Source organism: Ensifer sp. SL37 (genome assembly GCF_026672675.1).
GTDB classification, from domain to species: Bacteria; Pseudomonadota; Alphaproteobacteria; order Rhizobiales; family Rhizobiaceae; genus Ensifer; species Ensifer adhaerens.
Genome location: NZ_JAPPRN010000001.1, coordinates 441,912 through 454,790, shown reverse-complemented (window position 1 = coordinate 454,790; position 12,879 = coordinate 441,912). Strand labels below are relative to the sequence as shown.

11 protein-coding genes are annotated in these 12,879 nt (G+C 63.0%); 8 read left to right on the top strand and 3 right to left on the bottom strand.

Going from position 1 to position 12,879, the window contains the following annotated elements; translation table 11 throughout:
- Nucleotides 1–65 precede the first annotated feature (65 nt).
- From OVA00_RS02120 to OVA00_RS02100, 5 genes are all read left to right on the top strand, one after another.
- A complete protein-coding gene (locus OVA00_RS02120; RefSeq protein WP_440657534.1) occupies nucleotides 66–2,201 on the top strand; it encodes a mechanosensitive ion channel family protein in 2,136 nt (711 codons plus the stop codon).
- A gap of 36 nt (nucleotides 2,202–2,237) precedes the next feature.
- Nucleotides 2,238–3,599, top strand: coding sequence for a lytic transglycosylase F (locus OVA00_RS02115; RefSeq protein WP_268087791.1), 1,362 nt, complete (start codon nucleotides 2,238–2,240; stop codon nucleotides 3,597–3,599).
- Nucleotides 3,600–3,795: 196 nt separating this feature from the next.
- A complete protein-coding gene (locus OVA00_RS02110) occupies nucleotides 3,796–4,077 on the top strand; it encodes a hypothetical protein (RefSeq protein ID WP_034799172.1) in 282 nt (93 codons plus the stop codon).
- 147 nt (nucleotides 4,078–4,224) lie between these two features.
- On the top strand, nucleotides 4,225–5,322 hold the full coding sequence (locus OVA00_RS02105) for a glycosyltransferase family 4 protein (protein WP_060586098.1): 1,098 nt from the start codon (nucleotides 4,225–4,227) through the stop codon (nucleotides 5,320–5,322).
- Nucleotides 5,319–6,083 carry a polysaccharide deacetylase family protein gene (locus OVA00_RS02100; RefSeq protein ID WP_060586100.1) on the top strand — a complete coding sequence of 255 codons (765 nt, stop codon included), beginning with the start codon at nucleotides 5,319–5,321 and terminating at the stop codon, nucleotides 6,081–6,083. The genes OVA00_RS02105 and OVA00_RS02100 overlap by 4 nt, the downstream gene beginning before the upstream one ends.
- A gap of 125 nt (nucleotides 6,084–6,208) precedes the next feature.
- Here OVA00_RS02100 and OVA00_RS02095 read toward each other — a convergent pair whose 3' ends face one another.
- Nucleotides 6,209–6,391, bottom strand: a complete 183-nt coding sequence (locus OVA00_RS02095; RefSeq protein WP_034799175.1) for a hypothetical protein — start codon at nucleotides 6,389–6,391, stop codon at nucleotides 6,209–6,211.
- A 96-nt stretch (nucleotides 6,392–6,487) separates the two neighbouring features.
- Entirely contained in the window at nucleotides 6,488–7,321 is an 834-nt protein-coding gene (locus OVA00_RS02090) for an MBL fold metallo-hydrolase (protein WP_268087787.1), read from the bottom strand.
- 278 nt (nucleotides 7,322–7,599) lie between these two features.
- Between OVA00_RS02090 and OVA00_RS02085 the strand changes: the two genes are divergently transcribed.
- Nucleotides 7,600–8,793, top strand: a complete 1,194-nt coding sequence (locus OVA00_RS02085; protein ID WP_089043712.1) for a DUF3095 domain-containing protein — start codon at nucleotides 7,600–7,602, stop codon at nucleotides 8,791–8,793.
- 35 nt (nucleotides 8,794–8,828) lie between these two features.
- Here the strand turns inward: OVA00_RS02085 and OVA00_RS02080 are convergent, their stop codons facing one another.
- Nucleotides 8,829–10,166, bottom strand: a complete 1,338-nt coding sequence (locus OVA00_RS02080; RefSeq protein WP_192445296.1) for a nucleotide sugar dehydrogenase — start codon at nucleotides 10,164–10,166, stop codon at nucleotides 8,829–8,831.
- A 382-nt stretch (nucleotides 10,167–10,548) separates the two neighbouring features.
- Between OVA00_RS02080 and OVA00_RS02075 the strand changes: the two genes are divergently transcribed.
- Together OVA00_RS02075 and OVA00_RS02070 are read left to right on the top strand one after the other, a co-directional pair.
- The gene (locus OVA00_RS02075; protein WP_034799181.1) at nucleotides 10,549–11,898 is read left to right on the top strand and encodes an adenylate/guanylate cyclase domain-containing protein; all 1,350 of its coding nucleotides are present in this window, start codon (nucleotides 10,549–10,551) and stop codon (nucleotides 11,896–11,898) included.
- A gap of 8 nt (nucleotides 11,899–11,906) precedes the next feature.
- Nucleotides 11,907–12,857, top strand: coding sequence for a polysaccharide lyase (locus tag OVA00_RS02070; RefSeq protein WP_268087786.1), 951 nt, complete (start codon nucleotides 11,907–11,909; stop codon nucleotides 12,855–12,857).
- Nucleotides 12,858–12,879 lie beyond the last annotated feature (22 nt).

Below are 12,879 nucleotides of genomic sequence, written 5' to 3'. Positions count from 1 at the left end.
AGCCTTTGTAAAGATTGGGAGTCGTGCCGGTCGGGGGACGGGCATGTTCGTCGGGGGTGATGAGAATGGGCTGTGTCGGGTCGTCGGGTCGCTTGCTTATGGGGCCGGTCTTCGGTCTCGTGGCTTTTCTTTCCGCTGTTTTCGGGCTGGTTTCGCCAGGGCTGGCGCAGCAAGCCGCGCCGGCGGCTCCGCCCGCAAAGGTCCAGCAGCTGATCCAGCTTCTCGATGATCCGGAAGTGAAACAGTGGCTGTCGACGAAACAGGCCCCGCCCGCCACTGCGGCCGAAGCTCCGGCCGGAACGCCCGCAACCGGTGTCGTGGCGCGTTGGACCGCCGAAATCAGGCGTCATCTGACCGGCATCGGCAACGCCGTGCCGCGTGTCCTTCCGGAGATGCAGGCGGCGCGCCAGCGCCTTTCCGGCGACATGGAGAGCCATGGCGCCGCTCCCATCCTCAAAGGGTTTTTCCTGATCCTGGCGATCGGCTACGGCGCCGAATATCTCCTGCGCTGGCTGCTCGGACGCAGCCTGAAGGGGGCGGTGCTGACGGGGCCGGCCCGCACCATGCTCACACGGCTTCTGCCGCTTATCGTTTTTGCGGCTGCCAGCATGTCGGTGCTGGCGATCGCCGACTGGCCGACGCGGCTGGAAACGACGATCGCGCCGCTGCTCGGCGCCTGGATCGGAGCACGCCTTTTGATGATCATCGCCTCGGCGGTCCTGACGGGGGGACCGGTCAACGAGGGGAATGCGGACGGGCGAGGCGGTTACCTCTCGCTCACGCCCGATGAGGCCAGCTTCTGGCACCGGCATGCCCTATGGCTGATCGGTGGCGGGGCGCTCGTCTGGGGGGTCGGCGACGCGATGAGCGCGTTGTCGATTTCCGCGGACGTGCGCAATCTCATCACCGCGCTTCTTGGGCTCGTGGTCCTCGCGCTCGGGATCCTCACAGTCGTGCGGCGTCCGGTGGGGGCCGTTGTCGGTTCGCGCCGTATCGTCGGCAACGTGTTCCTGGTTGCGTTCCTGATCGTGCTTTGGCTGCTTTGGGTCGCCGGCATGGACGTGCTGTTCTGGATCGGCCTTTACGTGATCGGCTTGCCGCCGCTGCTGCGTTTCACGAGCGCCTTTACCAAGACGATGCTGGATAGCTCGGCAGAGGACGATGCGCGCGTGGTGCGCAACATCTTCATCGAGCGCGGGGCACGGCTGCTGGTCATCGCGCTTGCCGCCGGCTGGCTGGCGCTCGTCTTCAAGGTCAGCGCCACGTCTATGATGCAGGACGACGCCTTCAATCGGGTGTTCCGCGGCGTCCTGGCGGGTATCGTCATCCTGCTGGCTGCAGATCTGGTCTGGCAGCTCGTCAAGGGTTTCATCAACCTGCGCGTCAAGCAGGCCAATCACGCGACCGAGGATCCGGCCGAGCGCGCCCGCAACACCCGCCTGATGACGTTGCTGCCGATCCTGCGTAACTTTCTGGCAGCCTTCATCGCGATCGTAGCCGTGCTGATGGTGCTCTCCGGCCTTGGGGTGGAAATCGGCCCGCTGATTGCCGGCGCCGGTGTCTTCGGCGTGGCGATCGGCTTCGGCTCGCAGACGCTGGTCAAGGACGTCATCAGCGGCATCTTCTATATGATGGACGATGCCTTCCGGATCGGCGAATACATCCAGAGCGGCAGCTACAAGGGCACGGTCGAATCCTTCAGCATTCGCTCGGTCAAGCTCCGGCATCATCGCGGTCCCGTGTTCACGGTGCCTTTCGGCTCGCTCGGCGCGGTGCAGAACATGAGCCGCGACTGGGTGATCGACAAGTTCCTGATCAACGTTTCCTTCGATGCCGACGTCGCCAAGGTGAAGAAACTGGTGAAGGGCATCGGCGCCAAGCTGCTCGAAGATCCGGATATCGGGCCGCTGATCCTGGAAACGGTCAAGATGAAGGGTGTCGAGAACTTTGGCGACTACGGCATGACCTTGAGTTTCGCCATGAAGACGAAGCCCGGGGCACAGACCCAGGTCCGGCGCCGGGCGCAGGTGATGATCAAGGAATCCTTCAAGGAAAACGGCATCAACTTCGCCTCGCCGACCGTGCAGGTGGCGGGCGACGAGCAGCAGCAATCCGTCGCCGCGGCCGCCGCGACCCGCGACGCCATCGCCAAGAAGAATGCGGCCGCCGCGCTTGGCGAAGGCGGTCCGCCGCAGGAATAGCATTTCGGCAACAGGGTTCTCGGGCTGGGGGCTGACATGAAACGCGTTCTCTTGGGGCTGCTGCTTCTCGTGTTCTTCACGGGAAGCGGCGCCTTGGCACAGTCGAATGAGCAATTCCTTCGCTCGATGTTCGTCCCACACAAGGACGACTTCGACGGAATGGAAAAGCGGCGCGTGATCCGCATTATCGTGCCTTTCAGCAAGACCATCTATTTCCTCGATCGCGGCCAGCAATTGGGCACGGCCGTCGACTTCGGAACGGCGCTCGAACACGAACTCAACAAGGGGAAGAAGAAGCAGATCGACAAGATCCGCGTCGGGTTCCTGCCGATGCCGCGGGCGCGTCTGCTCTCGGCGCTCGAAGAAGGGCTTGGCGATATCGTCATGGCCAATCTGACGATAACCGAGACGCGGCTTGCAAAGGTCGATTTCACCGCGCCGCTGTTCGACGAAGCCAAGGAGGTGCTGGTCACCGGCCCTTCGGCGCCGGCGATCACAAGCGTCGACGATTTGAGCGGGCAGGAACTGCATGTGCGCCGATCGAGCAGTTATTACGAGCACCTGGCGGCGCTCAGCGCCGGCTTCGAAGAGGCCGGTCGCGCGCCGATCACGCTGAAGGACATGGATGAGAACCTCGAGGACGAAGACGTCCTGGAGATGATCAATGCCGGCCTGCTGCCCTGGACGGTCGTCGACAAATACAAGGCGGACATCTGGGTGAAGGTGTTCACCGACCTCAAGGTGCGCGACGACATCGTCGTTTCCGACCACGGGGAGATCGCCTGGGCGATCCGCAAGGACAGCCCCAAGCTTAAAGGTGTGCTCGACAACTTCGTCAAGACCCACAAGGTCGGGACGACCTTCGGCAACATCCTGAGGAGCACCTATTACAAGGGCGACAAGATGCTGAAGCGCGCCTATGCGCCAGCCGATGTCGAACGTTTCAAGCAACTCGTGGAAATCTTCCGCACGCACGGGAAGACCTATTCCTTCGACCACCTGATGCTGATGGCGCAGGGCTACCAGGAATCGCAGCTCGATCAGTCCCGCCGCAGCCACAGGGGCGCGGTCGGCATCATGCAGTTGCTGCCATCGACCGCTGCGGACAAGGCCGTCAACATTCGCGGCATCGATAAGGACGAGAACCTCAACGTCGAAGCGGGCTCGAAATATCTGCGCTACCTTGTCGATACCTGCATCGACGACCCGGCCGTCACGCCGAAAAACCAGATGCTGTTTGCCTTCGCGGCCTACAATGCCGGACCGGGAAACCTGCGCAAGTTCAGGGCCAAGGCCAAGGATATGGGGCTCGACCCGAACCTCTGGTTCGGCAATGTCGAGAATGCGGCGGCGGCGATCGTCGGGCGCGAGACGGTGCAATACGTCAGCAATATCTAAAAATACTATGTCGCCTATAGCCTGCTCTCGGAGCATGATACGGAAACCACGGTCGAGAAGGCCGGCAGCACAGGGGTGGCTGCAACGCCTTAGCGAACGCGGCGGCGCGATCTGGCCGCGCTGGAAGAAGAGAAACGAAACAAGGAGTGGCAGGCACGGAGCGGTCCACGGACGGCGATGGGGCTGCCAGGTGATCATGGTGAAAAACATCCGCAGCCTTGGCGGGCTGTTTGGTCTGCTTGCTCTGTCCGCGGTGACGCTTGCGGGCTGCACGACGCCGGACCTGGAGCCGATCCCCGGCAGCATCACCTATGGCGGGCAGCCGCGCACGAAGCTGACGAAGGCGCCCGTCGGCAGCATCGTCCCGCACCGCTTCACGAGCGGCAACAGCTTCGTTCAGGAAACCTATGTCATCGAGCCGGACCGTTCGCTGAAACTGATCCGCCGGGACTACTACGATTTGCCGATCGACCGATGAACCGCTGGCGGTCGGGCCTGGTATCCCCTTGGCTGCAGACGGCGGCGCGGACGCATGCTTTCCTCTCCCGCGGTCCCACCGGAAAGCGGCAAGCTCCCGGCGCGGTCGGTTGACAGGCCGCCGCGGAGAAACGATAGCTCGCTGCGGATGAAGATCGCCTTTTACGCACCGCTGAAATCCCCAGACCATCCCGTTCCTTCGGGTGATCGCCTGATGGCGCGCATGCTGGTTGCAGCACTCCGTGCGGGAGGGCACGAGGTCGCGGTCGTCTCGGACCTGCGCAGCTTCATGGCGGCCGCGTCGGACGTAGATTTTCGTGAACTGGAGCAAGCGGCGGCAGGCGAGATCATCCGCCTCCGGCAGGGGTGGATGCGCGACGGCGCCCCCGATCTATGGTTCTGCTACCATCCCTACTACAAGGCGCCGGACCTGCTCGGTCCTTCGCTTGCCGCCGAATTCACCATCCCCTACGTGACGGCAGAGGCCTCCTACTCGGCGCGGCGAAACGAGGGCGTGCGCGCGATCGCCCAACGCCACGTGCTCCAGGCCATCGAGCAGGCGGCAGTCAACATCTGCCTGACGCGCCGGGACCGGGATGGCCTGCTGGAGGCCGCGCCCGACTGCCGCCACGCGATGCTTGCCCCCTTCATCGATGCCGCCCCTTTCGTGCCGGGCGGCGGAAGCACGGATGACCTCTGCCGCATGGTCGCTGTCGCCATGATGCGCAGCGGCGACAAGCTGGACAGCTACCGCATGCTGGCGCAATCGCTGACACACATCGCCGATAGCCGCTGGACCCTGACGATCGTCGGCGACGGTCCGTGCCGCGACGAGGTGCAACAGGCCTTCTCGGCCTTGCCGTCCGACCGGCTGGACTGGCTCGGCGAAAGGAGCGCTGCCGATCTGCCGGCTATCCTTGCCGGCAGCGACCTCTACGTTTGGCCGGGCTGCGGCGAGGCCTATGGGCTTGCCTATCTCGAAGCTCAGGCGGCGGGCCTGCCAGTCGTTGCGCAGAATACCGCCGGCGTGCCGGAAGTGGTCAGGGACGGCGAGACCGGGATCCTTACGCCCGATGGCGATGCCACCGCCTTTGCGGCGGCGATGCGCGCGCTGATAGAGGATCCGGTCCTTCGGCGGAGATTGGGTACGGCTGCCGGACGGTTCGTCCACGACGAACGTTCCTTCCCTGCCGCGGCGCGGCGGCTGCGCACGATATTTGACGAGCATCTGGAGGCGACGGCATGAGACGACCCCATTGGCAGCAGCTTGCCGTCGCGCTCGACCGCGTGGCCGCGTCCGGTCGACAGGTTGATTTCTGGCTGCGGGACGACGACGCCGCCGAGCCGACGGCAGCACTCGACCGCCTGTTGTCGCTGGTTGACAAGCACCTGGTTCCGGTGGTCATCGCCGTGCCGCCCGCGCTGACGGGCGAGGCGCTTGCGCGCCGCCTCGATGGACATGCCGGCGTCAGCGTCGCGGTGCACGGCTGGGCGCACCGCAACCATGCTCCGCCCGAGGAAAAGAAACAGGAACTCGGCGCGCACCGGCCACGCTCAACGGTTCTCGATGAACTCACGGAGGGTTACGCGCGTCTCCAGGCGCTGTTTCCGCGCAGCTTCGTGCCGATGCTGGTGCCGCCGTGGAACCGGATCGACGGCGCGCTTCTGGATGACCTGCCCGGGGTCGGTTTTGCGGCGCTGTCGGTCTTCGGTCCGGAAAAACCCTCGCTCTTCAAGCTCGTCAACACCCATGCCGATGTGATGGATTGGCAGGGAACACGCGGCTGCCGCGAGCACGCGGCGATTGTAGCAGACATCATCGCCAGGCTAAGGCAGATCTGCGGTGACGATGAAAAGAGGCGGGATCAGGCCGGGCGAACCATCGGAGTGCTCACCCATCATCTGGTTCACGACGCCGGCGTTTGGTCCTTCATGGAGGAGCTCTTCACGCTTACGGCCGCGCATCCGGCCTGTCGCTGGCGGACCGGAGCCGATCTCATAGCTTAATGATCCTTTCGCTGGCGGAAGCGTAGTTTGGCCAGCTGCCGCGACAAACAGTAGGGACGCTTGCCGCCATGTCAGGGAGGCGCGGCCGTCGGATGCGACGGCCCATGTTTTGCTGGAACACCACCTCAGCCGCTACCGGGTACGACAGTGTCGTCATCGTTGTCCGGCAGCAACCCTGAGCCGGGGGTCTTGGTCTTGTCGGTCAGTCGATCCTTTGCATGAGGACCTGCGGTTGGAAGATGCTGCCCACCCGACGGATCCTTGCCGGTTTCCTCGATCGCCTGCTGGGCCTTCTTGTCCTTGCTCATGCGGCGCTCCTTCTTTGGAAAGAAGGAATCCACGAGGCGTGAAATAGTTCCGGCCCGAATTTCGGGTAAAGGACATCCCGACGCGATTTCAGATGCTCAATCGAGCTCGACGATCTGTCCGTCGCGGGCGGCAAAGGCGCCGGGGAATGTCGCCTTGACATCGCGTTCCATGGCGGCCAACGCCTCATCGGTGCGCGACGGATCGTGGTGGAACATGGCGAGCTGCTTGACGCCGGCGGCCATCGCCAGTCGTGCGCCATGCATGCCGGTCGAGTGTCCGTAACCCTGAAAATGCTCCATCTCGCTTTCGAGATAGGTGCAGTCGTAGACGAACAGGTCGGCCCCGGCGATCAGTTCGAGCACGCCGGGATCGAGAACGCCCGGCTCGTGCTCGGTATCATAGACGAGCGCGACGGCGCGGCCATTCCATTCGATCCGGTAGCCGACGCAGCCACCGGGATGATTGAGGCTCATCGTGCGGATGGTGACGCCGGCACGCGGGGTCAGCACGTCACCGGGTTTGAAGTCCATGCCGTCGAGGCTCGCCTGACAGATGTCGGGATCGACCGGGAACCACGGCGGGCGCATGAAATCGCGGATCATCTCCCGCGTGGTCATGGTGCCGTGCAGATGGCCTGACCAGAAGCGCACCGAATTGCGACATTTGTAGATGGGTTTGAAATAGGGAAGACCGATAATGTGGTCGTAGTGGCTGTGAGTGAAGAATAGATCGAACTCTTCGACACCTTCGGCGATCAACGCATATCCCGCCTCGCGCAGGCCAGAACCGGCATCGAACAGCAATACGTCCTTACCGCATCGAATCTCGATGCAGGATGTATTTCCCCCATAGGCGACGTACTGTTGGCCGGAGACCGGCAAACTTCCTCTTACGCCCCAGAACCGCACTCGAAAGTTGTCGTCACGCATTCAGTTTCGGCTTCACTACGCACACTTGGATCATTTTGATCCTTGTATGACTGTTAAACAAGCACAGATGGCCACACCCCTGCAATGCCGTGGGTCATTATTTGGAAACTAACCTTCGCGTCGCCAAGTTCCGCTCCGGCCCGATCCGCTTCTCGCACAACCACTAGGCCGCCGAAACGGACAGAGGTGTCCCCCTGGTAACAGCCAACGAAACTTTTTGTTGCGCTCCTGCGTGAATTATCTGACGAACGTTAAGGGAGAGCGAGATCGAGGCGCTGATGGCTGAGGCAATGGAAGGGCGATTTTACGATAGCGTGCCGCTGTTCGCCGCCTTCGAAGGCGTCGCGGACGAAGCGAATTACCGGCCGTTGCCGGACGGCTGGCTGCTTGCCGTGGCCGATATCGTCAACTCGACCGGTGCGATTGCCGACGGCCGCTACAAGACAGTCAACATGGCTGGCGCGAGTGTCATATCCGCCCTGATGAACGTGCTCGAAGAAAAGACAATGCCCTTCGTATTCGGGGGGGATGGCGCCTTGGCGGCGCTGCCGGCATCGATGGCCGACAGGGCCCGCGACGCGCTGGCTGCAGTGAAAACCTGGGTGGCGGAGGAACTTGACCTTGAGTTGCGGACTGCGCTCGTTCCGGTCAGCGACATCCGCCAGCACGGGCTCGACATGCGTGTCGCCCGCTTCAAGGCCAGCGACGAGGTTTCCTACGCGATGTTTGCGGGCGGCGGGGCAAGCTGGGCCGAGGCGGCAATGAAGGCCGGGCGCTATCACGTCGCGGCGGCGCCTGCCGGCAGCCGGCCGGACCTGACCGGCCTTTCATGTCGCTGGAACTCGATCGAGTCCTGCCACGGCACGATCGCCTCGATCATCGCGGTGCCGGGGGCGAAGGGCAACGGACCGGAGTTCCAGGCGCTGATCGCCGACATCGTCGCGCTTGCCGACGAGGAAGATCGCGGCGGGCACCCCGTTCCCGAGCTTGGGCCGACCGCGCGGCTCTCGTTCCAGGGGATCGACATCGAGACGCGTGCGGCCGCTCCGCGAGGGCGACGTTTCCTGAAACGTTGCATCATCACCGTGCAGACGCTGGCACTTTTCGTCTGCCTTCGCATGGGCTGGAACTTCGGTCCTTTCGATACGAACCGGTATCGCCGCGACCTTGCCGACAACACCGACTTCCGTAAATTCGACGACGGCCTGAAAATGACGATCGATATCAGTGCCCCGTGCCTCGAACGGATCGAGGCGCGGCTGCAGCGGGCAGAGGCAGAGGGCGTCGGACACTATGGCCTGCACCGGCAGGATTCGGCGCTGATGACCTGCATCGTGCCGACGCCGATGACCCGCGACCACATACACTTCGTCGACGGCGCCTCTGGAGGCTATGCGGTGGCGGCGAGCAATCTCAAGGCCGCGCTGGCGCGCAACAAGGCTACTCAACCCTTTGCGGGTGGCGCCGGCTAGCTGTTGTGGCCACAGGGATGCGCACGACCGTTGCGCTATGCCTTGATAATGTGGCTGCCCGTCAGGCCGTTTCGATGGAAGACGTTGCGGGTATCGACGACGAGCGGCGCCCACTTGGCGAGGGCTGCGTAGTCCACCTGGTCGTGGTCGGTGGCGATCAGCACGGCGTCGAACGCCGCCACCGTGGGCTCGTCGAGCGTCACTGAACTCCGGCCCTTCAGAGCGGCATATTCGCGCGTCGGCGGGATCTCGGTAACGTAGGGGTCGTGATAGGCGGTGTGGCCGCCGCGCTCCTCGATCAGTTCGATCAGGCGCAACGATGGGCTCTCGCGAATATCGGGAACGTTCTTCTTGTAGGCGAGGCCGATGACGAGAACGGTGGAGCGGCTGAGCGCCTTGCCGGCGTGCCGGTCCAGCGCCTCGGCCAGTCGGCTGACGACGTGGCGCGGCATGGCCGAGTTGATCTCGCCGGCAAGCTCGATGAAACGCGTCGGCAGTTCGTATTCGCGCGACTTCCAGGTGAGGTAAAAAGGGTCGATCGGAATACAGTGGCCGCCGAGGCCGGGGCCGGGATAGAACGGCATATAGCCGAACGGCTTGGTTTTGGCGGCCTCGATCACTTCCCAGACGTCGATGCCCATCGCCTCGTAGACAATCTTCAATTCGTTGACGAGCGCGATGTTGACCGAGCGGAAGATGTTTTCGGTGAGTTTCACGGCTTCCGCCGTGGCGTTGGACGAGACCGGAACGACCGTCTTAACCACGGAAGCGTAGAACGCCTCCATCAGCTTTGCCGCCTCGGGGCCGTCGCCGGCGACGACCTTCGGAATGCTCACGGTCTCATAGACCGGGTTGCCCGGGTCTTCGCGCTCGGGTGAAAAGCCGACGAAAAATTCGGCGGCGGACTTGAACCCGGTTTCCTCGAGGATGCTGCGCACGATGCCATCGGTCGTACCGGGGTAGGTGGTCGATTCCAGGACGATGAGCTGCGCGGGACGCAGGGTTGCGGCGATCGCGCGCGACGTCTTTTCGACAAAGGAAAGGTCCGGGTCGCGATATTTGGTCAGGGGCGTCGGCACGCAGATGATGATGACGTCGCAGCCGGACAGTTCGAGGAAATCCGTCGTGGAACGGAAACGGCCAGCACCGCTCTCCCGGGCAAGGACAGCGTCCGAGACCGCCCCGATGTAGGACTTGCCCGCATCGAGCGCGACGATCTTGCCGGGATCGATGTCGAAACCGATGACGGAATAGCCCGCGCGCGCTGCCGCAATCGCCAATGGCAGGCCGACATAGCCGAGCCCGATGACGCCGACCTTGGCGCTCCGGTCGGAGATGGACGACAGCAGGCTTTCGAAATGAGGTGAGGTCAAGTTTCGGTTCCGGATCTCGTGGACAGACAGGCGCGGCGCGCGAACATGTCGTGGTTTGTTGGAGAGAAACAAGCCCCAAGTCAAGCGAGGCCCGGTACCAGTGCTGCTGGCACGCCGTTGAGCCGGCTATCAAATCTTCGTGCTGCAACAGGTCGGAAAAATCTTCGTTCGCCTCTGGAAATTGGCTGCGCGCGTGAATATCTGCAACATATAAGTGCCGCATTCCGGGTGCCTGCACGTCATCGACGCCGGAATCGGTTGGAGCATTTTCTTAACGGGCACGGCTCATCATCATCCACCGCGAACATGAACCGGCAAATTGCCGGGGCGTTCGCCGTCTCCGGATGCTGACGCGGGACGGTCTGTCATGCGAGGACGCGAAATGGGCCCGACGAACGACAACGTATCCGAAATCCTCATCGACAAGGTCGCCGACTGGCTGATGCGCACATCGCTGAGCGACGCGCCGCTGGAGACGATCGTCAAAGGCTTCTGCGAGCGGCTGGCGGCCGCCGGCCTGCCGCTGATGCGCGTCCATCTTTCCTTCTCGATGCTGCACCCGCTTTACGATGCTCTGGGTTTCACCTGGGTGCGCGGCAAGGGCGTGGAGGTCAGCGGCCTTCGGCACGAGGAACTGGCGCTTAATCCCGAGCGGTTCCTGCAGAGCCCTTACTATTACCTGCTCAACAACAATCTCGAGCATGTCCGCCGGCGCATCTACCAGGATACGCCGTCCGAGTTCCCGATCTTCGACGACCTCAAGGAAATGGGGGCGACGGACTATCTGGCCTTCATGCAGTCGCTCGGCGCCGATTCCGGCCATGGCATGGTCGGGTCCTGGACGACGGATCGGCACGGCGGCTTCACGGACGATGTCATTGGCGCGCTTTTGAAGCTGCAATACCATCTGGCAGTCGCGGCGAAGATGGCGGTGCTCGGCAAGCTCGCCGACAACATGCTGACCACCTATCTCGGCTCCAGCGCTGGCCGGCGTGTGATGAGCGGCCAGGTTCGCCGCGGCGACGGCGAGACCGTGCGCGCCGTCCTCGTCATGGGCGACATGCGCCGCTCGACGATGCTGGCGGAAAAGGAAGGGCGTCAGTCCTATATCGAGACCCTGAACACCTATTTCGATGCAATCGCAGCCCCCTTCAATCGCAACGGTGGCCATATTCTGAGCTTCGTCGGTGACGGCTTCATCGCCGTCTATCCCTGTGGGCGCCACAAGGAGCCCTCGGAATTTGCCGCCCGCGAGGCCTTTGCCGCCGTGCGCGCGGCAACCGCACGCATGGACATGCTGAACGGCGAGCGGCGCAAGCAGGCACGCGATCCGATCGGCTACGGCATCGGTCTGCATGTGGGCAACGTGATGTTCGGCAATGTGGGCCTGCGCGACCGGCTGACGTTCTCGGCCTTCGGCTCGGCCGTCAACGAAGTCCAGAGGTTGCAGAACCTGACCAAGAAATACGCCCACAGCGTCGTCGCGAGCGAAGCCTTCGTCAATTATTGCGGCGGCGACTGGACGGCCCTCGGCCAGGAAAAGCTCCGCGGCGTGCGGCAGAAATTTACGATCCTCTACCCCAACGACGCTGCCTTGCTCGCAAGGGCCGATGAACGCTTCGACGACGTGTTGCAGGATGGACTTTCCGAGGCGGAGCATGTCATGCTGCTTCATCGCAATACGCGTCCGCTCCAGCCGCCGCGCGGCCTTATCGACAAGATGCTTCAATAGGGGGAAGAATGTTTCGCACCGTCCTTTTCGTCGCTTCCATCGTCATGGCCGGGAGCGCGATGGCGCAGCCATGGGAAACCAAGCTTTCCGACGACTTCGAGGGGCGGGATTTTGCGCCTGAGGGCGGGCTCTACTATCGCGAGAACTTCGAGCAGACCGCCGGCACGGTGGAGTTTCAGAACGAGGTCAAGCATAACGGTAATGGCGCGCTCAAGCTGAGCGTCGTTCCGACCTGTCCCGATTCGCTCGACGGTTGCAGCGAGCGGGCCGAGATCTGGGAAAAGACGGCGCTGCGCGTGCCATACGACCAGGGCGTCTGGTATGGTTTCGCGGTCAAGTTTGCCGACCCGATCCCGAATGAGGACCATCGTTATCTGATCGCCCAGTGGAAGCGCGAGATCGATCCGGGTGCCGAGGGCGATTTCAGCCCGTTCCTTGCCTTGAGGCTCGAGGCCGGCAAACTTTTCGCCACTGTGGAAACGAACTATATCGCGCCGCTCTGGGCCGGTCCTGAGGGGAAGCCGGCGAGCTGCAAACCGGGCGAGATCCCCGTATGGGGGCGGCCGGGCGTCAACCAGATGCGCATGCTCGTCGCCGCAGACAGCAACTGGGAGCTGATCGACGGCAGTCTCTTCAATGCATGCACCGATGCGATCAAGGTGACGAACCACGGCAATCCGTTGCCCGACCCGAAGTCCGGCTGGATCGATTTCGCGATCTACACGCTGCCGGGAGCCAATGGCACGGGTCGCATCGAACTTTTCGCCAACGACAAGCCGATCATCACGGTGACTGGCCATATCGGTCACGACGACAAGGGGCTCGGCAAGAACCAGTACTTCAAGTTCGGCCCCTACCGGGCGGCCGATACCACCGACTGGACACTGTTTTACGACGACTTCAGACGCTCGGCCAATTGCGCCGACGTGTTGAAGGGCGGTGCCTGCCCTTCGTTCTAACCATCTGAAGATGCAGGTGGGT

What these genes read in the sequence shown, in the direction of transcription:
- OVA00_RS02090 (WP_268087787.1), bottom strand. Translation starts at nt 7,321, where the DNA reads ATGCGTGACGACAACTTTCGAGTGCGGTTCTGGGGCGTAAGAGGAAGT.
- OVA00_RS02110 (WP_034799172.1), top strand. Translation starts at nt 3,796, where the DNA reads ATGGTGAAAAACATCCGCAGCCTTGGCGGGCTGTTTGGTCTGCTTGCT.
- OVA00_RS02120 (WP_440657534.1), top strand. Translation starts at nt 66, where the DNA reads ATGGGCTGTGTCGGGTCGTCGGGTCGCTTGCTTATGGGGCCGGTCTTC.
- OVA00_RS02070 (WP_268087786.1), top strand. Translation starts at nt 11,907, where the DNA reads ATGTTTCGCACCGTCCTTTTCGTCGCTTCCATCGTCATGGCCGGGAGC.
- OVA00_RS02100 (WP_060586100.1), top strand. Translation starts at nt 5,319, where the DNA reads ATGAGACGACCCCATTGGCAGCAGCTTGCCGTCGCGCTCGACCGCGTG.
- OVA00_RS02075 (WP_034799181.1), top strand. Translation starts at nt 10,549, where the DNA reads ATGGGCCCGACGAACGACAACGTATCCGAAATCCTCATCGACAAGGTC.
- OVA00_RS02115 (WP_268087791.1), top strand. Translation starts at nt 2,238, where the DNA reads ATGAAACGCGTTCTCTTGGGGCTGCTGCTTCTCGTGTTCTTCACGGGA.
- OVA00_RS02105 (WP_060586098.1), top strand. Translation starts at nt 4,225, where the DNA reads ATGAAGATCGCCTTTTACGCACCGCTGAAATCCCCAGACCATCCCGTT.
- OVA00_RS02095 (WP_034799175.1), bottom strand. Translation starts at nt 6,391, where the DNA reads ATGAGCAAGGACAAGAAGGCCCAGCAGGCGATCGAGGAAACCGGCAAG.
- OVA00_RS02085 (WP_089043712.1), top strand. Translation starts at nt 7,600, where the DNA reads ATGGCTGAGGCAATGGAAGGGCGATTTTACGATAGCGTGCCGCTGTTC.